This window comes from Streptomyces sp. NPDC001606 (genome assembly GCF_053596835.1).
Genome location: NZ_JBSFHC010000003.1, coordinates 317,616 through 340,276, shown reverse-complemented (window position 1 = coordinate 340,276; position 22,661 = coordinate 317,616). Strand labels below are relative to the sequence as shown.

21 protein-coding genes are annotated in these 22,661 nt (G+C 70.8%); 2 read left to right on the top strand and 19 right to left on the bottom strand.

Translation table 11 applies throughout. From position 1 onward, the window contains the following. Positions 1-103: 103 nt before the first annotated feature. The 4 genes from ACWCV9_RS09125 to ACWCV9_RS09110 form a co-directional block, all read right to left on the bottom strand. Positions 104-1,459, bottom strand: coding sequence for a replication-associated recombination protein A (locus tag ACWCV9_RS09125; RefSeq protein WP_450785086.1), 1,356 nt, complete (start codon positions 1,457-1,459; stop codon positions 104-106). A gap of 41 nt (positions 1,460-1,500) precedes the next feature. Next, positions 1,501-2,157 carry a vitamin K epoxide reductase family protein gene (locus ACWCV9_RS09120; RefSeq protein WP_450785084.1) on the bottom strand — a complete coding sequence of 219 codons (657 nt, stop codon included), beginning with the start codon at positions 2,155-2,157 and terminating at the stop codon, positions 1,501-1,503. 314 nt (positions 2,158-2,471) lie between these two features. Continuing rightward, positions 2,472-3,734: a histidine--tRNA ligase gene (gene hisS, locus ACWCV9_RS09115; RefSeq protein WP_450785082.1), complete on the bottom strand. Its 1,263-nt coding sequence runs from the start codon at positions 3,732-3,734 to the stop codon at positions 2,472-2,474. Between the two features lie 12 nt (positions 3,735-3,746). Further along, positions 3,747-4,454: an MBL fold metallo-hydrolase gene (locus tag ACWCV9_RS09110; RefSeq protein ID WP_450785080.1), complete on the bottom strand. Its 708-nt coding sequence runs from the start codon at positions 4,452-4,454 to the stop codon at positions 3,747-3,749. 169 nt (positions 4,455-4,623) lie between these two features. Between ACWCV9_RS09110 and ACWCV9_RS09105 the strand changes: the two genes are divergently transcribed. Both ACWCV9_RS09105 and ACWCV9_RS09100 read left to right on the top strand, forming a co-directional pair. Beyond that, the gene (locus ACWCV9_RS09105) at positions 4,624-5,448 is read left to right on the top strand and encodes a peptidylprolyl isomerase (protein ID WP_385844385.1); all 825 of its coding nucleotides are present in this window, start codon (positions 4,624-4,626) and stop codon (positions 5,446-5,448) included. Between the two features lie 153 nt (positions 5,449-5,601). Then, positions 5,602-6,831: a DUF349 domain-containing protein gene (locus tag ACWCV9_RS09100; protein ID WP_450785078.1), complete on the top strand. Its 1,230-nt coding sequence runs from the start codon at positions 5,602-5,604 to the stop codon at positions 6,829-6,831. Between the two features lie 70 nt (positions 6,832-6,901). Here ACWCV9_RS09100 and ACWCV9_RS09095 read toward each other — a convergent pair whose 3' ends face one another. The 15 genes from ACWCV9_RS09095 to pgsA form a co-directional block, all read right to left on the bottom strand. Continuing rightward, positions 6,902-9,439, bottom strand: a complete 2,538-nt coding sequence (locus ACWCV9_RS09095; protein WP_450785076.1) for a RelA/SpoT family protein — start codon at positions 9,437-9,439, stop codon at positions 6,902-6,904. A gap of 272 nt (positions 9,440-9,711) precedes the next feature. Further along, entirely contained in the window at positions 9,712-10,251 is a 540-nt protein-coding gene (locus ACWCV9_RS09090; RefSeq protein WP_385844390.1) for an adenine phosphoribosyltransferase, read from the bottom strand. Continuing rightward, positions 10,248-11,357, bottom strand: coding sequence for a protein translocase subunit SecF (gene secF / locus ACWCV9_RS09085; protein ID WP_450785073.1), 1,110 nt, complete (start codon positions 11,355-11,357; stop codon positions 10,248-10,250). The genes ACWCV9_RS09090 and secF overlap by 4 nt, the downstream gene beginning before the upstream one ends. A gap of 3 nt (positions 11,358-11,360) precedes the next feature. Then, on the bottom strand, positions 11,361-13,160 hold the full coding sequence (gene secD / locus ACWCV9_RS09080) for a protein translocase subunit SecD (protein WP_450785244.1): 1,800 nt from the start codon (positions 13,158-13,160) through the stop codon (positions 11,361-11,363). Positions 13,161-13,301: 141 nt separating this feature from the next. Further along, positions 13,302-13,814: a preprotein translocase subunit YajC gene (gene yajC, locus ACWCV9_RS09075; RefSeq protein WP_450785071.1), complete on the bottom strand. Its 513-nt coding sequence runs from the start codon at positions 13,812-13,814 to the stop codon at positions 13,302-13,304. Between the two features lie 177 nt (positions 13,815-13,991). Beyond that, positions 13,992-15,062 (bottom strand): Holliday junction branch migration DNA helicase RuvB, encoded by a 1,071-nt coding sequence (gene ruvB, locus ACWCV9_RS09070; RefSeq protein WP_450785069.1) that lies wholly within the window; start codon positions 15,060-15,062, stop codon positions 13,992-13,994. 25 nt (positions 15,063-15,087) lie between these two features. Next, a complete protein-coding gene (gene ruvA, locus ACWCV9_RS09065; protein WP_450785067.1) occupies positions 15,088-15,693 on the bottom strand; it encodes a Holliday junction branch migration protein RuvA in 606 nt (201 codons plus the stop codon). Further along, a complete protein-coding gene (gene ruvC, locus ACWCV9_RS09060) occupies positions 15,690-16,229 on the bottom strand; it encodes a crossover junction endodeoxyribonuclease RuvC (protein ID WP_450785065.1) in 540 nt (179 codons plus the stop codon). The genes ruvA and ruvC overlap by 4 nt, the downstream gene beginning before the upstream one ends. A 137-nt stretch (positions 16,230-16,366) precedes the next feature. Further along, positions 16,367-17,119, bottom strand: a complete 753-nt coding sequence (locus ACWCV9_RS09055) for a YebC/PmpR family DNA-binding transcriptional regulator (protein WP_385844398.1) — start codon at positions 17,117-17,119, stop codon at positions 16,367-16,369. Between the two features lie 48 nt (positions 17,120-17,167). Then, positions 17,168-17,773, bottom strand: coding sequence for a pyridoxal 5'-phosphate synthase glutaminase subunit PdxT (pdxT, locus tag ACWCV9_RS09050; protein WP_450785063.1), 606 nt, complete (start codon positions 17,771-17,773; stop codon positions 17,168-17,170). 13 nt (positions 17,774-17,786) lie between these two features. Continuing rightward, positions 17,787-18,692: a pyridoxal 5'-phosphate synthase lyase subunit PdxS gene (gene pdxS, locus ACWCV9_RS09045; RefSeq protein ID WP_360744865.1), complete on the bottom strand. Its 906-nt coding sequence runs from the start codon at positions 18,690-18,692 to the stop codon at positions 17,787-17,789. 114 nt (positions 18,693-18,806) lie between these two features. Continuing rightward, on the bottom strand, positions 18,807-19,349 hold the full coding sequence (locus ACWCV9_RS09040) for a hypothetical protein (protein WP_450785061.1): 543 nt from the start codon (positions 19,347-19,349) through the stop codon (positions 18,807-18,809). 484 nt (positions 19,350-19,833) lie between these two features. After that, the gene (locus tag ACWCV9_RS09035) at positions 19,834-20,997 is read right to left on the bottom strand and encodes a glycosyltransferase family 4 protein (protein ID WP_450785059.1); all 1,164 of its coding nucleotides are present in this window, start codon (positions 20,995-20,997) and stop codon (positions 19,834-19,836) included. Continuing rightward, the gene (locus ACWCV9_RS09030; RefSeq protein WP_450785057.1) at positions 20,994-21,902 is read right to left on the bottom strand and encodes a phosphatidylinositol mannoside acyltransferase; all 909 of its coding nucleotides are present in this window, start codon (positions 21,900-21,902) and stop codon (positions 20,994-20,996) included. The genes ACWCV9_RS09035 and ACWCV9_RS09030 overlap by 4 nt, the downstream gene beginning before the upstream one ends. Beyond that, positions 21,899-22,564 carry a phosphatidylinositol phosphate synthase gene (gene pgsA, locus ACWCV9_RS09025; RefSeq protein WP_385844405.1) on the bottom strand — a complete coding sequence of 222 codons (666 nt, stop codon included), beginning with the start codon at positions 22,562-22,564 and terminating at the stop codon, positions 21,899-21,901. The genes ACWCV9_RS09030 and pgsA overlap by 4 nt, the downstream gene beginning before the upstream one ends. Positions 22,565-22,661: the final 97 nt, after the last annotated feature.

Genomic DNA, 22,661 nt, shown 5'->3' with positions numbered 1-22,661 from the left:
TGGAGTCCGTTTTCCCAGGGACTGGCCCCGGGGGCCGGACTCCGGCTGGTTGCCCCGTTCTGACAGCGCGGGACTCAGCACTCCGGCGAAGTCTACAGGGCGCTCAGGACCGGCTGCGACCGAGGTGCTTGCGGGTCCACTCCACCGCGTCCGCGTACCGCGCCTCGGCGCCGTGCCGGGTCGGGGTGTAGTAGGCGCGGTCCTTCAGGGCGTCCGGGGCGTACTGCTGCTGGGCGATGCCCTCGGGCAGGTCGTGCGGGTACACATAGCCCTGGGCGTGGCCGAGTTTGGCGGCACCCTGGTAGTGGCCGTCGCGCAAGTGCGGCGGGACCGGGCCGGCCAGGCCCTTGCGTACGTCCTCCAGGGCGGCGCCGATCGCGGTGGTGGCGGAGTTCGACTTGGGGGCGAGGGCCAGGGCGATGGTGGCGTGGCTGAGGGTGAGCGCGGCCTCCGGGAAGCCGATCATCGCGACGGCCTGGGCGGCGGCGACCGCGATGGGCAGGGCGTTCGGGTCGGCGAGGCCGATGTCCTCGCTGGCGGAGATCATCAGCCGGCGGGCGATGAACCGGGGGTCCTCGCCCGCCTCGATCATGCGGGCCAGGTAGTGCAGCGCGGCGTCCACGTCGGAGCCGCGGATGGACTTGATCAGGGCGCTGGCGACGTCGTAGTGCTGGTCGCCGTCGCGGTCGTACTTCACCGCGGCCCGGTCGACGGTCTGCTCCAGGGTTTGCAGGGTGATCTCGGACTCGCCCTGGTCCAGGGCGGCTCCCGCGGCGGCCTCCAGGGCGGTCAGGGCGCGCCGGGCGTCGCCGCCGGCGATGCGCAGCAGGTGGGCCTCGGTGTCCTCGGGGAGGGAGACGGCGCCCTTCAGGCCGCGTTCGTCGCCGAGGGCGCGCCGCAGGAGTCCGCGGACGTCGTCGTCCGTGAGGGGTTCCAGGGTGAGCAGCAGGGAGCGGGAGAGCAGCGGGGAGATCACCGAGAAGTACGGGTTCTCGGTGGTCGCGGCGATCAGCGTCACCCAGCGGTTCTCCACCGCCGGGAGCAGGGAGTCCTGCTGGGCCTTGCTGAAGCGGTGGATCTCGTCCAGGAAGAGGACGGTCTCCTTGCCGAAGCCTCCGGTGGCCCGGCGGGCGCCGTCGATGACCGCGCGGACCTCCTTGACGCCGGCGGTGATCGCGGACAGCTCCACGAACCGCTTGTCGGTGGCCTTGGAGACCACGTACGCGAGGGTCGTCTTGCCGGTGCCGGGCGGGCCCCAGAGGATCACCGAGGAGGGTCCGGCGGGGCCGCCGGAGCCCTCGCCGACCAGTCTGCGCAGCGGGGCGCCCGGCTTCAGCAGATGCTGCTGGCCGACGACCTCGTCGAGCGTGCGCGGGCGCATCCGCACCGCCAGGGGGCTGCCTGCCGGGTCCTTCTCCTGGCGTTCTTCCGCTGCGGCGGTGAAGAGGTCGGGTTCCACTCTGAAACCCTAAGACACGCCACTGACACTGCGGCCCGGGGTCAGGCCCAGAGCTGGCTGCCCCAGCGGGTCAGGATCAGCATCGCGATGATGCCGCAGTGCGTGACCGGCAGCACCCAGGTGAACTCGCCGAGGAAGGACTTCAGCCAGCGGGGGGCCGGCAGGAAGTCGTTGCGGACGTTGAACGAGGTCACGTACCAGAACATGGTGATCGTGGCGACCCAGGCCAGCGAGCACCACAGGCACAGCGCGTTGATCCGGTACAGGGACTCGAACTGGAGCCAGGTCACGAAGCAGACGCCGAAGAGCGTGCCGACGTTGAAGGTCAGCCAGTACCAGCGCGGGAAACGGGCGCGGGCCAGCAGGCTCATGCCGACGCAGATCACGATGCCGTAGGCGACCAGGCCGAGCATCGGGTTCGGGAAGCCGAAGACCGCGGCCTGCTTGCTCTCCATGACGCTGCCGCAGGACACGACCGGGTTGACGCTGCAACTGGGCGTGAAGGTCTTGCCGGCGGCCTTGGCTTCGAGGATCTTCAGCTTGTCGATCGTGATGACCCAGGCGGCCAGCAGTCCGGCCGCGCCGGTGATCACCAGCAGCAGGGCGAGGGCACGGCTGCCGCCCACCGCGCGCGAGGTGTCGGCGGCGCGCTCGGGACCGGGATCCGCGGAGACGTCTTTGACTGTCGTCTTGCTCATCAGACCGATTCCGTCACTTGAGAGTTGGACCATCTTCGGGCAGGGCTCATTGTGCCGCACGCGCGTGTGTGCGCACCGTTCGCTGGAGATAAGAGGGCACGCGCGAAGGCCGCGAACCGCCCGGTTCCGGCCGTTTTCATGGGCATGACAGCAGACAGATGAGCGCAGGGCGACCCGACGCCCGCCAGGTTGACATCCGCCGGGCCGGCGGCCGGAAACGGCAGAGCGCCGGCCACCCCTCGGTGACCGGCGCCCTCTGAGCCGCTGACGGCTAGGGTCTTTCGCTCGGGTCGGCAAGATCCGAAAGAGAGGCCCTAGCCGAGCCGCGCTTCCAGCTCGGCCACGATCTCGTTCACGCCGACCGCCGTCTGCTCACCGGACTCCATGTCCTTGAGCTGCACGACGCCCTCGGCGAGGTCGCGCTCGCCGGCGACGATCGCGTACCGGGCGCCACTGCGGTTGGCGTTCTTCATGGCGCCCTTCAGGCCCTTCCCGCCGTACGAGAAGTCCGCCGCGATGCCCACCTTGCGCAGCTCGGTGATCTTCGCGAACAGCACCCGGCGGGCCTCCTCGCCCAGCGGCACCGCGAAGACGCTGGTCGCCGCGGGGATGTCCAGCTCGATGCCCTCCGCCTCCAGCGCCAGCACCGTACGGTCCACGCCCAGGGCCCAGCCGACGGACGGCAGCGCGGGGCCGCCGATCATCTCGGACAGGCCGTCGTACCGGCCGCCGCCGCCCACCGCGGACTGCGAGCCCAGACCGTCGTGCACGAACTCGAAGGTGGTCCGGGTGTAGTAGTCCAGGCCGCGGACCAGCTTCGGGTCGTCCTCGAAGGACACGCCCGCCGCAGTGATCAGCTCGCGGACCTCCTCGTGGTACGCCTTGCAGGCGTCGCACAGGTAGTCCCGCAGCAGCGGGGCGCCCGCCAGCTGCTTCTGCACAGACTCGCGCTTGTCGTCCAGGACGCGCAGCGGGTTGATGTCGACGCGGGCCCGGGTGTCCTCGTCCAGGTCCAGGCCGCGCAGGAAGTCCACCAGTGCCGCCCGGTACACCGGCCGGCACTCCTTGTCACCCAGGCTGTTGAGCAGGATGCGGAACTCGCGCAGGCCCAGCGAGCGGTACGCCTGGTCGGCCAGGATGATCAGCTCGGCGTCCAGCGCCGGGTCCTCCGCGCCGATCGCCTCGGCGCCGACCTGGGAGAAGTGGCGGTAGCGGCCCTTCTGCGGGCGCTCGTAGCGGTACTGCGAACCGGAGTACCAGACCTTCACCGGGAGGTTGCCCGTCTTGTACAGGTTGGCCTCCAGGACCGCGCGCAGCACCGGCGCGGTCGTCTCCGGACGCAGGGCCAGCCGGTCGCCGCCCTTCGTCTCGAAGACGTACATCTCCTTCGTCACGATGTCCGTGGACTCGCCCACGCCGCGGGCGAACAGCTCCACGTTCTCGAACCCGGGCGTCTCGATGTAGCCGTAGCCGGAGTTCCTGAGCGGCGCGGCGATGGCCTCACGGACGGCCAGGAACTTGGCGCTGTCCGGCGGCAGCAGGTCGTACGTGCCCTTGGGGGCCTTGAAAGTGCTCACGGAAGTCTCTCGTCACATTCCTCGTCGGGGAGCCGGCGAAGCTCCCTGGCCGGCGGCCACCTGCCGCAGATAGGGGTTGGTGGCGCGCTCCTGGCCGATGGTCGTCTGGGGGCCGTGGCCGGACAGCACCACGGTCGAGTCGTCGAGCGGCAGGCACACGCGGGCCAGCGACTGCAACATGTCCTCCATGGATCCGCCCGGCAGGTCGGTGCGTCCGATGGAGCCGGCGAACAGCAGATCCCCGGAGAAGAACACCGACGGGACGTCGGCGGTCTCGGGCATCCGGAAGGTCACCGACCCCTTGGTATGGCCCGGCGCGTGCGCGACGGAGAACTCCAGCCCGGCCAGCTCCAGCGTGCTGCCGTGCGTCAGCTCGCGGACGTCGTCCGGCTCCCCCACGGTCAGCTCGCCCATCAGCGGCATGCCGATGGACCGGCCGAGCGCCTTCTCGGGATCGCTCATCATGTAGCGGTCCTCGGGGTGGATCCAGGCGGGCACGTCGTGCGCGCCGCACACCGGGACGACCGAGGCCACATGGTCGATGTGGCCGTGGGTGAGGACGACGGCGACGGGCTTGAGCCGATGCTTCTTCAGCGCTTCCTCGACGCCTGCGGCGGCCTGGTGGCCGGGGTCGATGATCACGCACTCCTCACCGGCGGCGGGGGCGACGAGATAACAGTTCGTCCCCCAGGCCCCGGCGGGGAACCCGGCAATGAGCACGATCGTCCTTCGTTGTGTCGATTACTGGCGGCTTCGGCTTCGGTCAGAGCCTACCGGCGCTGCCGTTTCCTCAGCGAACCCATATACGGTACGGGGCTACACGCAGCGGTCGGCTCACGAGTACCTACGCGTACCGCCCGACACACGACACGCATGAGGAGAGAACCCGGTGGTCAGCCAGGAGCAGCGGCGGCGTCAGCTCGCCCGGGAGAAGTTCTTGCGGCAGCAGCAGCGGCGCACCGACGCGCGGCGCAAGTCCCGTATGCGCAACTCCGTCATCGCGTCGGTCCTCGGCGTGATCGTGATCGGCAGCGTCGCGCTGTACACGACCGGGGTGATGAAGGGCGGCGACGACAAGAAGACCAACGCGGGCAACCAGGTCAGCCCGAGCCCCTCCGCCCCCAGCAAGGCGCCGGACCCGTGCGCGAAGCCGGCCGCGGGCGCCGTGAAGAAGCTGAGCTGGAAGAAGGAGCCGGCGATGACGATCGACACGTCGGCGAACTACACGCTGAAGCTCGCGACGACGTGCGGTGACATCGGCGTCGCGCTGAAGACCGCGGCCGCCCCGCACACGGTGAACTCCTTCGACTTCCTCGCGGGCAAGGGGTACTTCGACCACACCAAGTGCCACCGGCTGACCACCCAGGGCATCTATGTGCTCCAGTGCGGCGACCCGCAGGGCACCGGCATGGGCGGGCCCGGCTACACGCTCCCGGACGAGAACCTGAAGGACAAGAGCCTCGCGAAGCACACCTACCCGGCGGGCACGGTGGCGATGGCCAACACCGGGCAGAAGCACACCGGGGGCAGCCAGTTCTTCCTGGTCTACAAGGACAGCCCGCTGCCGCCCAGTTACACCCCGTTCGGCACGGTCGACGCGGCGGGCATGAAGGTGCTCCAGAAGATCGCCGCCGCGGGCGACAGCACGGGCCAGGGCGACGGCGCCCCGAACGCGACCGTCGTGATCAACAAGGCGACCGTCACGAAGTCCTGACGTCGTCGTAAACCCGAGAACGGCCAACTGCGGAATTTCGGTCGCGCTGGATGCGGACAGGCAACCCGCTGGTCGCCTATGTTGGCCGTGACGAAACTGTGGACGATGCCCGGGGCGCAGAAACCCCCGCAGGCATCATGTGGAGGAGGCGCTGTGAGCAGCGACCCGTGGGGCCGCGTCGACGAGACGGGGACCGTGTACGTGCGTACGGCCGACGGCGAGCAGGTCGTCGGATCCTGGGCGGCCGGCTCCCCCGAGGAGGCGCTTGCCTACTTCGAGCGCAAGTACGAGGGCCTGGTTGTCGAGATCGGCCTCCTCGAGAAGCGCGTGCAGACCACCGACCTGTCGGCGAAGGACGCCCAGACCGCGATCGGTCATCTGCGCGAGCAGGTCGACGCGCACCACGCCGTCGGCGATCTGGACGCGCTGCGCAAGCGGCTGGACAAGCTCGTGGAGACCGTCGAGGCGCGCCGCGAGGAACGCAAGGTGCAGCGGGCCAAGCAGTCCGACGAGGCCCGCAAGGCCAAGGAGGACCTGGTCGCCGAGGCGGAGCAGCTGGCCCAGTCCGACCAGTGGCGGGCGGCCGGTGAGCGGCTGCGGGCGCTGGTGGACACCTGGAAGGGCCTGCCGCGTCTGGACCGCAAGTCCGACGACGAGCTGTGGCACCGCTTCTCGCACGCGCGGTCGGCGTTCTCCAAGCGCCGCAAGGCGCACTTCGCGCAGCTGGACGCGCAGCGCGAGGACGCGCGCAGGATCAAGGAGCGGCTGGTCGCCGAGGCCGAGGCGCTGTCCGGGTCCACGGACTGGGGTCCGACCGCGGCCCGCTACCGCGAGCTGATGGCGGAGTGGAAGGCCGCGGGCCGCGCCCAGCGCGAGCACGAGGACGAGCTGTGGAACCGCTTCCGCGGCGCCCAGGACGTGTTCTTCGCCGCCCGCAGCTCGGTCTTCGCCGAGCGGGACGCGGAGCAGGCCGAGAACCTGAAGCTGAAGGAGGAGCTGGCCGAGGAGGCCGAGAAGCTCCTGCCGGTCACGGACCTGAAGGCCGCGCGGGCCGCCTTCCGCTCGATCAACGAGCGCTGGGAGGCCATCGGCCACGTCCCGCGGGACGCTCGTCCGAAGGTCGAGGGCCGGATGCACGCGGTCGAGCGGGCGATCCAGGAGGCCGAGGAGGCCGAGTGGCGCCGCACCAACCCGGAGGCACGCGCGCGTGCCGAGGGGCTGACCGGTCAGCTCCAGGCCGCCGTGGACAAGCTGAAGGGGCAGATCGAGCAGGCGCGCGCCCAGGGCAACAGCTCCAAGGCCGACAAGCTGGAGCGCGAGCTGGAGGGCCGTCAGGCGCTGCTGGAGCAGGCTCTGAAGGGCCTTCAGGAGTTCGGCGGCTAGTTCCTCCCGAGCGTCGCAAAAGGGCCCCGCACCGGTCGGTACGGGGCCCTTCGGCTTACCTGCCGCGGGGTTACGAGCGGCTGCGTCCCGACGTCACGCGGTAGACGTCGTACACGCCCTCCACGCCGCGTACGGCCTTCAGAACGTGCCCCAGGTGCTTGGGGTCGCCCATCTCGAAGGTGAAGCGGGAGGTGGCGACCCGGTCCCGGGAGGTCTGGACGGCCGCCGACAGGATGTTGACGTGCTGGTCCGACAGGACGCGGGTGACGTCCGACAGCAGCCGGGAGCGGTCCAGCGCCTCGACCTGGATGGCGACCAGGAAGACCGAGGACTGGGTGGGCGCCCACTCGACGTCGAGGATGCGCTCGGGCTCACGGGAGAGCGACTCGACATTGACGCAGTCGCTGCGGTGAACCGATACGCCACTGCCGCGCGTCACGAAGCCGATGATCGGGTCGCCCGGCACCGGCGTGCAGCAGCGGGCCAGCTTGACCCACACATCGTCGACGCCCTTGACGACGACACCCGGGTCCGCGCTGGAGCGGCGCTTGCGGGCGCGGCTGCGGGAGGGTGGGACCGCCTCGTCGATCTCCTCGGTGGCGGCCTCCTCGCCGCCCAGGGCCTGGACGAGCTTCTGCACGATGTGCTGCGCGGAGACATGGCCCTCGCCGATCGCCGCGTACAGCGCGGAGATGTCCGAGTACCGCATCTCGTGGGCCAGGGTGACCAGGGAGTCGCCGGTGAGGATGCGCTGGATCGGCAGGTTCTGCTTGCGCATCGCGCGGACGATGGCGTCCTTGCCCTGCTCGATCGCCTCGTCCCGGCGCTCCTTGGAGAACCAGGCCCGGATCTTGTTGCGCGCCCGCGGCGACTTGACGAACCCGAGCCAGTCCCGGGACGGCCCGGCGCCGGGCGCCTTGGAGGTGAAGACCTCCACCAGGTCGCCGTTGTCCAGGGTCGACTCGAGCGGTACGAGCCTGCCGTTGACCCGCGCTCCTATGGTGCGGTGGCCGACCTCGGTGTGGACGGCGTACGCGAAGTCGACGGGGGTGGCGCCCGCCGGCAGGGCGATGACATCGCCCTTGGGCGTGAAGACGAAGACCTCGTTGCGGGACAGGTCGAAGCGCAGGGACTCCAGGAACTCGCCCGGGTCCTCGGTCTCCTTCTGCCAGTCCAGCAGCTGCCGCAGCCACGCCATGTCGTTGATGGCGTCCTTGTCCTTGGCGGACGACCTGGGCGTGTCCGTGCGGACCTTGGAGGCGCCGGCGACGGCCTCCTGCTTGTACTTCCAGTGCGCGGCGATGCCGTACTCGGCGCGCCGGTGCATGTCGAAGGTGCGGATCTGGAGCTCCACCGGCTTGCCGTTGGGCCCGATGACCGTCGTGTGCAGCGACTGGTACATGTTGAACTTGGGCATCGCGATGTAGTCCTTGAACCGGCCGGGGACCGGGTTCCATCGCGCGTGCACGGTGCCCAGGGCCGCGTAGCAGTCCCTGACCGTGTCGACGAGGACACGGATGCCCACCAGGTCGTAGATCTCCGCGAAGTCGCGGCCCCGCACGATCATCTTCTGGTAGACGCTGTAGTAGTGCTTCGGGCGGCCGGTGACGGTCGCCTTGATGCGGGCGGCCCGGAGATCGGCCTGCACCTCGTCGGTCACTATGGCGAGGTACTCGTCCCGCTTGGGCGCGCGCTCGGCCACCAGACGCACGATCTCGTCGTACATCTTGGGGTAGAGGATCGCGAAGGCGAGGTCCTCCAGCTCCCACTTGATGGTGTTCATGCCGAGGCGGTGGGCCAGCGGCGCGTAGATCTCGAGGGTCTCCCGCGCCTTCTTCTCCTGCTTCTCCCGCTTGAGGTAGCGCATGGTGCGCATGTTGTGCAGGCGGTCGGCGAGCTTGATGACCAGGACGCGCGGGTCCTTGGCCATGGCCACGACCATCTTGCGCACGGTCTCGGCCTGCGCGGCCTCGCCGAACTTGACCTTGTCCAGCTTGGTGACGCCGTCCACGAGCAGCGCGACGGTGTCGCCGAAGTCGCGGCGCAGTTGGTCGAGGCCGTACTCGGTGTCCTCGACGGTGTCGTGCAGCAGCCCGGCCATCAGGGTGGCCGGATCCATGCCCAGCTCGGCCAGGATGGTGGTCACGGCGAGCGGGTGCGTGATGTACGGGTCGCCGCTCTTGCGCTTCTGCCCGCGGTGCCAGCGCTCGGCGACCTGGTAGGCGCGCTCGATCTGGCGCAGCGTGGAGTTCTCGATCTTGGGGTCGTTGCTGCGGACTATGCGCAGCAGCGGTTCCAGGACCGGGTTGTAGGGGTTCGCGCGCTGGACGCCGAGGCGGGCGAGGCGGGCGCGGACGCGGTTGGAGGAGCCACTGCGGGTCGGCTGGGCGGCGGGCTGGCGCACCACCGGCGGCTGGGCCGGGCGCTCGGGCGGGGCCGGTTTGGGGCGGGAGGCCTCGGCAGCCTTCTCGACGGGCGCGGACTGGGCGTGCTCGAGCGTCCCGCGGGTGTCGTTCTTCGCGTGGGACGCGTCCGGCGCGGGCTTGGCCGCGGGCGCCGAGGCGGGCTCGGGCTTGGCGGCGGTCAGTGGCTGGGCCTCGTCTGGCAAGAGGGCTCCTCGTGCGCGATCCGGGTCCCCCGGTCAGGCTCCGGATACCCCATGGTAGCGATCCTGCGCCCCGTCATCGCCTCCAGGCGCCCGCAAGGACCGTCTTCCCCTGCAACAACAGGGGCTGCCGTGGGATTCCGCGGAGGTGGACGGCGGGTGTGCGGGAGGTGTCCGGACGCGGGCGGCTGCCGGAAAGGAGCTGCCGCCGGCGTGGAAAACACGAAGCGGCCTCCGGCGAGGCCGGGGCCGCTCGTGTGTCCGCAGAGACGCGCTCAGACCTGGAGCAGTGCCTCCAGCGGCGCGCCGCCGAGCGCGGGCTCCAGACGGGTACGGCCCCCCAGGAAGCCGAGTTCCATCAGCACCGCGAGGCCGGAGACCTGGGCGCCGGCCCGCTCGATCAGCTGGATCGCCGCCTCGGCCGTACCGCCCGTGGCCAGGACGTCGTCCACGATCAGGATCCGGTCACCGGAGGTCAGGTCCTCGGCGTGCACCTCGATCTCGGCCGAGCCGTACTCGAGGTCGTACGCCTGCCGCAGGGTGGCTCCCGGCAGCTTGCCCGCCTTGCGGACCGGGATGAACCCCAGGCCCGCGCGGACGGCGACCGGGGCGCCGAGGATGAAGCCGCGGGCCTCCAGGCCGACGATCTTGGTGGCCCCGGTGCCGGCGGCGATCTCGGCGAGCGCGTCGGTGAGCGCCGTGAAGGCCGCCGGGTCCGCCAGCAGCGGGGTGATGTCCTTGAACATCACGCCCGGCTCCGGGTAGTCCGCGACATCGCGGATACGGCTGAGCAGCAGCTCCTGGATGTCGGTCATCGGCGCTTCCCGGAGGTTCGGCCGCGGCCCCGGCTGCGGGACGCGGACTGGTCGCGCGGGCCCACCACGGCGGGGGCCGCGTCGTCGGAGTCCTCGTCCAGCCCGGCGCCGGCGTCGGGGAGGTCCTCCCCGGCGGCGGCCTGGGCACGCTTGGCCATGATCCGCTTGGTGAGGGCCTTCATCGCGGGCTCGCGCTCCTTGAGGTCCGCGACGAGCGGCGTGGCGATGAAGATCGAGGAGTACGCGCCGGCCGCGAGGCCGACGAACAGCGACAGCGAGATGTCGTTCAGCGTGCCGGCGCCGAGGAAACCGCCGCCGATGAAGAGCAGACCGGCGACCGGCAGCAGGGCGACGACCGTGGTGTTGATGGAACGGACCAGCGTGCCGTTGATCGACCGGTTGGCGATCTCGCTGTACGTCCAGCGGGTCTGCTTGGTGATGTCCTTCGTCTGCTCCTTGAGGCTGTCGAAGACGACGACCGTGTCGTAGAGCGAGTAACCGAGGATCGTGAGCAGACCGATGACCGTACCGGGCGTGACCTCGAAGCCGACCAGGGCGTAGATACCGGTCGTGATGGTGATGTCGTGGATCAGCGCGACCAGCGCCGCGACGGCCATGCGCCACTCGAAGGCGATCGCCAGATAGATCACGACCAGCACCATGAAGATCGCCAGGCCCTCCCAGGCCTTGTTGGCGATCTGCTGGCCCCAGCTCGGGCCGACCAGGTCGGCAGCGAGCTTCTCGGGGTTGAGGTTCAGGTCCTTGGCCAGATCCTGCTTGATCTTGTCGGACTGGCCGGTGTCGATGCCGGCGATCTGGATGCGCAGGCTGCCGTTGCCGAGCTTCTGCACGATCGCGTCATGACCGGAGGCGTCCTTGGCGTACGTCTCCGCCTGGCCGACCGAGGTGCTCATGTGGGTGGGCGTGGTGAAGACCGCGCCGCCCTTGAACTCGATGCCCATGTTCAGCCCGCGCACCGCCAGGCCGAGGATGGCCGTGATGGTGATCAGGATGGAGACGCCGTACCAGATCTTGCGCTTGCCGACGAAGTCGTAGGAGATCTCGCCGCGGTGCAGTCGAGCGCCGAGGTTGCCGAGTTTCGACATCGCTCACGCCTCCTTCGGGTCGGCAGAGCCGGTGGCGGGACCGGCGGGACGGCGGGTGCGGCGCAGCGGGGCCTTGGCGCCCAGGCTCTTCGGGTCGAGTCCGGACCACTTGTGGCCGTCCGCGAAGAACTTGCGGCGGGCGAGGAGGGTCATGAGCGGCTTGGTGAAGAGGAAGACGACGACCACGTCGAGCACGGTGGTCAGGCCGAGCGTGAACGCGAAGCCCTGGACCTTGCCGACGGTCACGACGAACAGCACGGCGGCGGCGAGGAAGGACACGAAGTCGGAGACCAGGATGGTGCGCCGGGCGCGCGGCCAGGCCCGCTCGACGGCGGGGCGCAGGGAGCGGCCCTCGCGGATCTCGTCCCGGATGCGTTCGAAGTACACGATGAACGAGTCCGCGGTGATACCGATGGCGACGATGGCACCGCAGACGGCCGGCAGGTTCAGCGCGAAGCCGATGGCCGGGCCGAGCAGCGACATGATCACGTAGGTGAGGATCGCGGAGACCAGCAGGGAGGCCATGGCGACCAGCGACAGACCGCGGTAGTAGACCACCAGGTAGATCACGACCAGGGCGAGGCCGATGGCGCCGGCCAGCAGACCGGCGTGCAGCTGCTCACCGCCCAGCGCGGCGGTCACGGTGGTGACGGACTGCTCCTGGAAGGAGAGCGGCAGGGCGCCGTACGACAGCATGTTCGCGAGGCTCTGCGCCTCGGTCTGCGTGAAGCTGCCGGAGATCTCCGCCTGGCCGCCGGTGATGGCCTGCTGGACGTACGGGCTGGAGACGACGTCACCGTCGAGGACGATGGCGAACTCGTTCTGCGGCTGCTGGTTCTTGGACAGCTTGTCGGTGATGTCCGCGAACTTCTTCGAACCGCTGGAGTTGAAGTTCATCTGGACCTGCCAGCCGGAGGCGCCCTGGGTGTCGAAGACGGCCTGCGCCTTCTTCACCTCGGTGCCGTCCACGGCGACCGGGCCGAGCAGGTACTTGTACCAGACCTTGTTGATCTCGCCGCAGGCCACGGTGGGCTCACCGGGCTTGGCCTTCTTGCCGGCGTTGGCACGCTCGGCGGGCTTGGCGCAGTTCAGGGCCGTGTACTGGGCCTGGAGCGCGGCGGTGCCCGAGGTGCCGGAGGCGGACGCAGAGGGGCTGGCCGACGGGCTGGCGGACGGCTTGCCGCTGCCGCTCGCGGAGGCGCTCGGCGAGGGGGTGGAGCCGGCCTTCAGCGCGTCCGTGACGGCGCGGCCCTGGGAGGTCGCCGACGCCGAGGGGGACGCGGAGGAGGACGAGGATGCCTTCTGCTGCCCGGAGGCGCTCGCGGAGGGGCTCGGGCTGGTGCTCGGCTTGGAGCCGCCGCTGGAGGAGGTGCTCGGCGAGGGGCTCGGCGCGGCCGTACCGCTGGGCTCGCTGGCCAGGACCGGGCGGAAGTACAGCTTGGCGGTGGTGCCCACCTGCTGCTGGGCTTCCTTGGAGTTGGTGCCCTTGGGGATGTTGACGATGATGTTGTCGGTCCCCTGGGTCTGCACCTCCGCCTCGGAGACGCCCAGGCCGTTGACACGCCGGTTCATGATGTCGACCGCGGTGTCCATGTTGGCCTTGTTGATCGCGGACCCCTGGTCGGCCTTCGCCTTGAGCGTGATGCTCGTACCACCGGCGAGGTCGATGCCGAGACGCGGAGTTTTGTGCCCGGAGGCGAACATCCCTCCGGTGAGCGCCACGATGGCGATCAGGATGAGGGCCAGCAAGCGCCCTGGCTTGCTCTGGGCGCTCGCGCTCCGGCCCCTCTTAGGTGCTGCCACCTTCTCGTACTCCCTCTCGGGCCGCTCGCGCCCGGTCGGCGCGGTCGGCCATGACATGGTGTCGGGCTCCCCTACGGGAACAGACGCGCCCGGTGGTGCGCGGGGCGTGATTATGCCGCCTTGCGCACCACCGGGGCATGACTACTTCGCGTCGGAGTCGCCGTCGGTCTTCTTCGGCTCGTCCTCCGCCTTGGCCTCGGCGGCCTCGGCCGCGTCGGTGCCGTCCTCGGCGGCGTCGGCGTCCTTCTTACCGAGGTCGATCTTGTCGTCGGAGGCGGCGGCAGCGGCGGCAGATCCGTCGGTCTCGTCGGTCTCGGTGAGGGAGGAGGCGTCGTCGGGGACGATGTCGGCGTCGGACTTCAGGTCGTGCTCGATGCCGTGGACGATGCGGTTGTACTCGTCGTCGGAGAGGACGGCGCCGATCGCGTTCTTGGCGAAGAGGAGCTCGACCCCGGGGCCGGCGTCGAGGAGGACGGTCTCCTCGTTGACCTCCTTGACCGTCGCGTAGATCCCCCCGATCGTGCGGACACCGGAGCCGGGCTGCATCTCGTTCCGCATCTGGGCAGCCTGCTGCTGCTTCTTCTTGGCCGAGCGCGTCATCAGGAACATGGCCGCGATGAGCACGATGAACGGGAGAAGGGTAAAGGCATTCACGGGACGGAATTTCCTTCGCGCGACCGCGCGTGTGAGCGGCCTATTGATGGGGGTGTGGTCGGCGCCGCCCGCAAGAGCGGCATCGGCGGAGTCTAAGCGAGTCCGCGTGCATGGAACAACGCTCAGCATGGCACCTGGGTTCCTGCGTGGGCCAATGCCCTCGCCGCCGCCGGCCCGTCACGTCCCGAACAGATCCTGCTGTCCGCTGCCCCCCACCGACGACCTGGGCGGGGTCAGGCCCAGGTGCTCCCAGGCCGCCGGGGTGGCGACCCGGCCGCGCGGTGTGCGGGCCAGCAGACCCTCCCGGACCAGGAACGGTTCGGCCACCTCTTCCACGGTCTCGCGCTCCTCCCCCACCGCGACCGCGAGCGTGGACAGGCCGACCGGGCCGCCGCCGAACAGCTTCAGCAGCGCCTCCAGGACGGCACGGTCGAGCCGGTCCAGGCCGCGCGCGTCGACCTCGTACACGGCGAGCGCCGCGGCCGCGATCTCCCGGGTGATCAGGCCGTCCGCCTTGACCTGCGCGTAGTCGCGGACGCGGCGCAGCAGACGGTTGGCGATACGGGGCGTGCCCCGGGAGCGGCCGGCGATCTCGGCGGCGCCGTCCGGCTCGATCCCGACGTCCAGCAGGTGCGCCGAGCGGTGCACGACCCGCTCCAGCTCGCGCGGCTCGTAGAACTCCATGTGCGCGGTGAAGCCGAAGCGGTCGCGCAGCGGGGGCGGCAGCAGACCCGCGCGCGTGGTGGCGCCCACCAGGGTGAAGGGGGGCAGCTCCAGCGGGATCGCGGTGGCGCCGGGGCCCTTGCCGACGATGACGTCGACGCGGAAGTCCTCCATCGCCATGTACAGCATCTCCTCGGCGGGCCGGGACATGCGGTGGATCTCGTCGAGGAAGAGGACCTCGCCCTCCTGGAGGGAGGAGAGGATCGCGGCGAGGTCGCCGGCGTGCTGGATGGCGGGGCCGGAGGTGATCCGGATGGGGGCGCCCATCTCGGCCGCGATGATCATCGACAGGGTGGTCTTGCCGAGACCGGGCGCGCCGGACAGGAGTACGTGGTCGGCGGTGGCGCCGCGCGCGCGTGCGGCCCGCAGGACGAGATCGAGCTGTTCGCGGACCTTCTCCTGGCCGATGAACTCGCCGAGGTCCTTCGGGCGCAGCGCGGCCTCGACGGCCTGGTCCTCCCGGTCGGCGGACGCGCCGACGAGCCGCTCGGCGGCGGCGGGGTCGGCCGTGTCGTCCCAGTTCATGTGATGTGCCTCGATGGTCGTCGGGTCAGCGGGCGCGGTTCAGGGTCTGGAGGGCCGCCTTGAGCAGCTGCCCCACCTGCGGGGTGCCGCCGGCCGCCTCCGCCTGGGGGGCCACGGCGGTCACGGCCTCGTCGGCCTCGCGGGTGGCGTAGCCGAGGCCGATCAGGGCCGCGTGCAGCTGGTCGCGCCAGCCCTGGCTGACCGGGGCGCCGACCGCGGGGGGGCCGACGGGCTCGCCGAGGCGGTCCTTCAGCTCCAGCAGCAGCTTCTGGGCGCCCTTCTTGCCGATGCCGGGGACGGCGGTGAGCGCCTTCTCGTCGGCGGTGGCGACGGCCCGGCGCAGCGCGTCCGGGGTGTGCACGGCGAGCATCGCCTGGGCGAGGCGCGGGCCGACCCCGCTCGCGGTCTGGAGCAGCTCGAAGACCTGGCGCTCGTCGTCGTCGGCGAAGCCGTACAGGGTGAGGGAGTCCTCGCGCACGACCAGGGAGGTGTGCAGCTTGGCGGGCTGGCCGAGACGGAGCGTGGACAGCGTGTTGGGCGTGCACTGGACGGCCATGCCGACCCCGCCGACCTCGACGACCGCGGCGTCGGGGGCGAGCGCGGCGACCGTGCCGCTGACGAAGGCGATCATGCCGTACGGCCTTTCGTTGCGTGGATCTGCTGCCGGGCGACGGCCTGCTGGAGCCGGTTCTGCGCGGGGGCGCGCCAGATGTGGCAGATGGCGAGGGCGAGGGCGTCGGCGGCGTCGGCGGGCTTGGGGGGTGCGGCGAGCCGCAGCAGCCGGGTGACCATGGCGCCGACCTGCGCCTTGTCGGCACGGCCGGTGCCGGTCACGGCGGCCTTGACCTCGCTGGGGGTGTGCAGGGCGACGGGGATGCCGCGCCGGGCGGCGCACAGCATGGCGACGGCGCTGGCCTGGGCGGTGCCCATGACGGTGCGGACGTTGTGCTGGCTGAAGACACGCTCCACCGCGACGAACTCGGGCCGGTGCTCGTCCAGCCACTCCTCGAGGCCCCGCTCGACGGCGAGCAGCCGGTGGCTGAGGTCGGCGTCCACCGGGGTGCGTACGACCCCGACACCGATCATGGTGAGCGGGCGCCCCGCGACCCCCTCGACGACACCGACGCCACATCGCGTCAGGCCGGGGTCCACCCCCAGAACACGCACCGCGCCCCTCCCTCTGCCGGCTCGATCATCTGTTTGTGCAGGCTATCGGGTGCCACTGACAACGCCCCGCACCGACGCCGGGAACGCGACGGGCCGACGGGGGGTGTCCCGTCGGCCCGGTCAGCCAGCCGTACGCGTTACGCGTCGACCTTCGCCATGATCTCGTCGCTCACGTCGAAGTTCGCGAAGACGTTCTGCACGTCGTCGCTGTCCTCGAGCGCGTCGATCAGCTTGAAGATCTTCTTCGCGCCCTCCTCGTCCAGTTCGACCTGGACGGACGGCACGAAGCTGGAGTCGGCGGAGTCGTAGTCGATGCCGGCCTCCTGGAGGGCGGTGCGGACCGCGACCAGGTCGGAGGCCTCGCTGATGACCTCGAAGGTCTCGCCGAGGTCGTTGACCTCCTCGGCACCGGCGTCCAGGACGGCGCCGAGCACGTCGTCCTCGGTCAGCTCACCCTTGGGGACGATGACGACCCCCTTGCGGCTGAACATGTACGACACGGAGCCCGGGTCGGCCATGGAGCCGCCGTTGCGGGTCATGGCGACACGGACGTCGGAGGCGGCGCGGTTGCGGTTGTCGGTGAGGCACTCGATGAGCACCGCGACACCGTTGGGGCCGTAACCCTCGTACATGATCGTCTCGTAGTCGGCGCCGCCGGCCTCGAGACCGCCACCGCGCTTGATCGCGGAGTCGATGTTCTTGTTCGGGACCGATTGCTTCTTGGCCTTCTGGACGGCGTCGTACAGCGTCGGGTTACCGTCGAGGTCGACGCCGCCCATGCGCGCCGCGACCTCGATGTTCTTGATCAGCTTCGCGAAGAGCTTGCCGCGCTTGGCGTCGATCACGGCCTTCTTGTGCTTCGTCGTAGCCCATTTAGAGTGGCCGGACATCTGCCTGTCTCCTTCGCGTAACCATCTACATAACGAACGCCAGAGATCCTACAAGGACTCCGCCGCCCCGTTGGCGCGCACCATGTCGACGAAGAGGGAGTGCACCCGGTGGTCGCCGGTCAGTTCCGGATGGAACGACGTGGCGAGCGCATTGCCCTGGCGGACGGCGACGATGTGGCCCTCGTGCTCGGCGAGCACCTCGGTCCCGGCGCCGACGGACTCCACCCAGGGGGCGCGGATGAAGACGCCCTCCACAGGATCGCCCGGGATGCCCCGGACGTCGAGCGCGGCCTCGAAGGACTCGTTCTGGCGGCCGAAGGCGTTGCGGCGCACGATCATGTCGATGCCGCCGATGGTCTCCTGGCCCGAGCGCGGGTCGAGGATCTTGTCGGCGAGCATGATCATGCCGGCGCAGGTGCCGTAGACGGGCATGCCGCCGCGCACGCGCGCGCGGAGGGGCTCCATCAGCCCGAAGAGGACGGCCAGCTTGGAGATGGTGGTGGACTCGCCGCCGGGCAGCACGAGACCGTCGACCTCGGCGAGTTCCTCGGGGCGCCGCACCGGCCTGGCCACGGCGTCGGCCGCGGCCAGGGCGATGAGGTGCTCCCGTACGTCGCCCTGGAGGGCCAGGACGCCTATGACGGGGGTGTTCATGTGATGCAGTGCCTTACCAGCCGCGGTTCGCGTAGCGCTCGGACTCGGGGAGGATGTCGCAGTTGATGCCGACCATGGCCTCGCCGAGGTTGCGGGAGGCGTCCGCGATGATCTTCGGGTCGTCGTAGAAGGTGGTGGCCTTAACGATGGCCGCGGCACGCTTGGCCGGGTCGCCGGACTTGAAGATGCCGGAGCCGACGAACACGCCCTCGGCGCCGAGCTGGCGCATCAGGGCCGCGTCGGCCGGGGTGGCCACACCGCCGGCGGAGAACAGCACCACCGGGAGCTTGCCCAGCTCGGCGACCTCCTTGACCAGCTCGTACGGGGCGCGCAGCTCCTTGGCGGCGGCGTACAGCTCGTGGTTGTCCAGGCCGCGCAGGCGGGCGATGTCGCCCTTGATCTGACGCAGGTGGCGGACGGCCTCGACCACGTTGCCGGTGCCGGCCTCGCCCTTGGAGCGGATCATCGCGGCGCCCTCGGCGATGCGGCGCAGGGCCTCGCCCAGGTTGGTGGCACCGCACACGAACGGGGTGGTGAAGGACCACTTGTCCGAGTGGTTGACCTCGTCGGCCGGGGTGAGGACCTCGGACTCGTCGATGTAGTCGACGCCGAGGGACTGGAGGACCTGGGCCTCGACGAAGTGGCCGATGCGGGACTTGGCCATGACCGGGATGGAGACGGCGTCGATGATGCCCTCGATCATGTCCGGGTCGGACATACGGGCCACGCCGCCGTCCTTGCGGATGTCGGCCGGGACCCGCTCCAGGGCCATGACGGCGACGGCGCCCGCGTCCTCGGCGATCTTCGCCTGCTCCGGCGTGACGACGTCCATGATCACGCCGCCCTTGAGCTGCTCGGCCATGCCACGCTTCACGCGCGCGGTGCCGGTCTCGGGAGCCTGGTTCTCGATGGTGGACACGGGTGACCTCACTCATGGGAAAAGAAGGTTTCTGCTTCCCCGAGGAAACGTGAGTGGAGCAGGCCACAGCAAGGGCCAATGGCGAGCCGGTGGATCCTTTTCGGCTCGGCGGGCTCAGCTCACCCGTTCCACCAGGGCCGCGGGCGGCTCGTCGTCCATCTCGAAGGCCAGCGGGAACGGCGCGTGCCCGGCCAGCCGGAACCAGCGGACCTTGCGGTGCTCGCGCAGCCGGCGGGCGGCTCCGACGGCGTCGTTGTGGAAGCGGCGCGCCATCGGGACCCTGCGGACGGCCTCCGCCAGCTCCCGGGCGGCCTCCTCACCACCCGGGGCCTCCCGTACGGCCTCCACCTGCGCCGGGTCCGCGAAGACCGCGCGCAGCGCCTGGCTCAGCTCGCTCTCGGCGACCTCCCGCTGCTCCTCCTCGGCCTGCCGGGCCCCGTGCGCGGCCTCGTACAGCACGATCGAGGCGGCCGGGTCGAGCACGCCCGAGGTCGCCAGTTCCTGGGTCACGGAGGCCCGCCGCAGCAGCTGGGCGTCGAGCGCCGCGCGCGCGGCGTCCATCCGCACATGCAGCCGGTCCAGCCGGCCGGCGGTCCAGCTCAGGTACACGCCGATCGCGACCAGGGCGAGAAGGATCCAGATGAGGGTTGCGGTCACGGCCGAAGGCTATCGGCCCACCCGGCCCCACCCCCGCCGCCGGTCAGCCCGACGCCGCCCGGTCATGCCGGGACCCCGGAATCCCGTCCCGAAGGCGGCCGCGGCCCAGCGCCATCCGGAGACTCGACTCGAAAGCGGTCACGGCCCGGAGCCGCCGCAAACCCGACCCGAAAGCGGCCGCGGCCCGGAGCCAGCCCGGGCCCGAAGGCCGTATTGGCCCGCCGCATGTCCGAAGCCGATCCGGAAAGCTATAACGGCCCGCCACTTGCCCGAAGCCCAGCCCGAAAGCCATAACGGTCCGCCAGTCCGCCGTCTGTCCGAAGCCGAGCCGGAACGCCGCAACAGCCCGCCGCTTGCCCGAAGCCGAGCCGGAAGCCGTCGCGGCCCGCGCCCCTCACACACGGCCGAAGCCCACCCGCACTCCATCCACGTACCGACCCCGCCCCGTCGATCGCCTCGGAGCCGGTCCGGGGCCGGGACGCGGTCAGTCGCGGGCCAGGCCGAAGCGGGCTCGTAGGCCTGGGGGGCGGTCGTCGGCCGCGACCGCCGCCGCGCCGGCCGTCACGGTCTCGTAGACGGAGAGGATGTCCGCGCCGACCGTCGACCAGTCGAAGCGCCGTACGTGCGCGCTGCCCCGCTCGCGCAGCGCCGCGCGCCGCTCCGGGTCCGCCAGCAGCCGTACGGCCGCCTTGGCGAGCGCGTCGGCGTCCTCGACCGGGAACACCTCGCCCGCTTCGCCCTGGTCCAGGACCTGCACGAAGGCGTCCAGGTCGGAGGCGAGGACGGGGGCGCCCGCGGACATCGCCTCGACGAGGATGATGCCGAAGCTCTCGCCGCCGGTGTTGGGAGCGACGTACAGGTCGACACTGCGCAGCAGACGGGCCTTGTCCTCGTCGCTGATCATGCCGAGGAACTCCACCCGCGCGCGCAGCTCCCGGGGCAACTCCTCGACGGCGGCCTCCTCGTCGCCACGCCCGGCGACCAGGAGGCGGGCCCCCGGCCGCGCCGCGAGGATCTCCGGCAGCGCCTTCATCAGCACCGGCAGGCCCTTGCGCGGCTCGTCGATACGGCCGATGAAGCCGATGGTGTCCCCCTGCCACTCCGCCCTGGGCTCGGCCTTGGCGAAGAAGTCGACGTCGACGCCGTTGGGGATGACCACCGCGTCCCCGCCCAGGTGCTCGACCAGGGTGCGGCGGGCGTACTCGCTGACCGCTATCCGCGCGCTGATCTTCTCCAGGGCCGCCTGGAGGATCGAATAGGCGGCGATCATGGCCCGCGAGCGCGGGTTGGACGTGTGGAAGGTGGCCACGATCGGACCGGAAGCCGCCCAGCAGGTCAGCAGCCCCAGCGAGGGCGAGGTCGGCTCGTGGATGTGGACCACGTCGAAGGCGCCGTCGTGCAGCCAGCGCCGGACCCGCGCGGCGGACAGGAAACCGAAGTTCAGCCGGGCCACCGAGCCGTTGTACGGCACCGGCACGGCACGGCCGGCGGAGACGACGTACGGCGGCAGCGGGGTGTCGTCGTCGGCCGGGGCGAGCACGGAGACCTCGTGGCCCAGCCGGATGAAGTACTCGGCGAGGTCGCGGATGTGGAACTGGACGCCACCGGGCACGTCCCAGGAGTACGGGCAGACGATCCCGATTCTCACGAGGGTCCCTTCGCGGGGTCGAGGTCGGCGAGCCACAGCCGCTGGAGCATGTGCCAGTCCTCCGGGTGGTCGGCGATGCCGGAGGCGAAGGCGTCGGCCAGCGCCTGTGTCATGACAGACGTCTTCTCGGCCCGGCTGCCCGACTCGGGCACCTCGACCGGCGGATGCACCCGGCCCTGGAGGACGGGCGAGTCGTCGTACCAGAGGGTGACCGGCAGCAGCAGCGCGCCGGTCTGCTGGGCGAGCAGAGCCGGGCCCGCGGGCATCCGGGCCTTCTCGCTGAAGAAGTCGACCTCCACACCCGAGGCGGACAGATCACGGTCGGCGACCAGGCAGACCAGACCGCCGTCGCGCAGCCGCCGGGCCAGCGTGCCGAAGGCGGAGCCGCCGCTGTGCGGCAGGACCTCCATGCCGAGGCTCTCCCGGTAGGCGACGAAGCGGTCGTACAGCGTCTCGGGCCGCAGCCGCTCGGCGACCGTCGTGAACGGCGTCTCCAGCTTGGTGGTGACCCAGGCACCGGCCAGGTCCCAGTTGGCCAGATGGGGCAGCGCCAGGATCACACCCCGGCCCGAGGCCAGCCCGTCCGTCAGATAGTGCAGGTCCTTCGGGTCGAAGCCCGCCTTCACGCGCTCCGGGCTCCAGGCGGGCAGCCGGAAGGACTCCATCCAGTAGCGCAGGTACGAGCGCATGCCCGCCCGCGACAGCTCGGCGAGGCGTTCGGGCGTGGCGTCGGGCACCACGCGCGCGTAGTTGGCCTCCAGCCGCCGCACACCCTTGCCGCGCCGCTTCCACGCCAGGTCGGCGATGCCGCGGCCGAGACGGACCGCCACGGGCTCGGGAAGCCTCTTGACGGTGCTCCAGCCGAGCCCGTACAGCGCGTCGGTGAGCCGGTCGGCGGCGCTCACTGCGCGGCCTCTCCGGCGCCCTGCCGCGCTGCCGCCTCCGCCTCGGCGGACTCGCGGCGGACGGTGACGACCCGCTGGACCAGCGTGACGAGGCTGCCCACGGCGACGATCCACAGGGCGACCGGCAGCAGCCACTGGATGCCCGGCACACCGAATGTGTGCAGGCCCGCGAGACCGGCCGCGACCAGCGAGATCACCAGCCGCTCGGCGCGCTCGACCAGCCCGTTGACGGCGACCGGCAGCCCGATCGACTCGCCGCGCGCCTTGGTGTAGGACACCACCTGGCCGCTGGCCAGACAGAAGATCGAGACCGCGCACAGGGCGTTGTCGTCGCCCTGACCCGCGTACCAGAGCGCGAACCCGCCGAAGATCGCGCCGTCGGCCACCCGGTCCAGGGTGGAGTCCAGGAAGGCCCCCCAGCGGCTGGAGCGGCCCAGCTGACGGGCCATGTTGCCGTCGACCAGGTCGGAGAAGACGAAGAGGGTGATCACGACCGTGCCCCAGAAGAACTCGCCCCGGGGGTAGAAGACCAGCGCGCCCGCGACGACTCCGGCCGTGCCGATGAGCGTCACCGTGTCGGGGCTCACGCCCCTCCGGATGAGAAACGCGGCGAACGGTGTGAGGACACGCGTGAAGAATGCACGCGCGTACTTGTTCAGCATGGCCTTCCCGACGGTCGTCTCGCCGTAGCCCTGGTGGCCTCCGGCTGGCCCATCGTAGCCACGCGCGTGCGTCTGTGACGGGCGGGCACCCGCAGCC

Coding starts and splice junctions, on each gene's coding strand:
- ruvA (WP_450785067.1), bottom strand. CDS start 15,693: ATGATCGCCTTCGTCAGCGGCACGGTCGCCGCGCTCGCCCCCGACGCC.
- ruvB (WP_450785069.1), bottom strand. CDS start 15,062: ATGAACTGGGACGACACGGCCGACCCCGCCGCCGCCGAGCGGCTCGTC.
- ACWCV9_RS09090 (WP_385844390.1), bottom strand. CDS start 10,251: ATGACCGACATCCAGGAGCTGCTGCTCAGCCGTATCCGCGATGTCGCG.
- secF (WP_450785073.1), bottom strand. CDS start 11,357: ATGTCGAAACTCGGCAACCTCGGCGCTCGACTGCACCGCGGCGAGATC.
- ACWCV9_RS09120 (WP_450785084.1), bottom strand. CDS start 2,157: ATGAGCAAGACGACAGTCAAAGACGTCTCCGCGGATCCCGGTCCCGAG.
- pgsA (WP_385844405.1), bottom strand. CDS start 22,564: ATGCTGAACAAGTACGCGCGTGCATTCTTCACGCGTGTCCTCACACCG.
- ACWCV9_RS09055 (WP_385844398.1), bottom strand. CDS start 17,119: ATGTCCGGCCACTCTAAATGGGCTACGACGAAGCACAAGAAGGCCGTG.
- pdxT (WP_450785063.1), bottom strand. CDS start 17,773: ATGAACACCCCCGTCATAGGCGTCCTGGCCCTCCAGGGCGACGTACGG.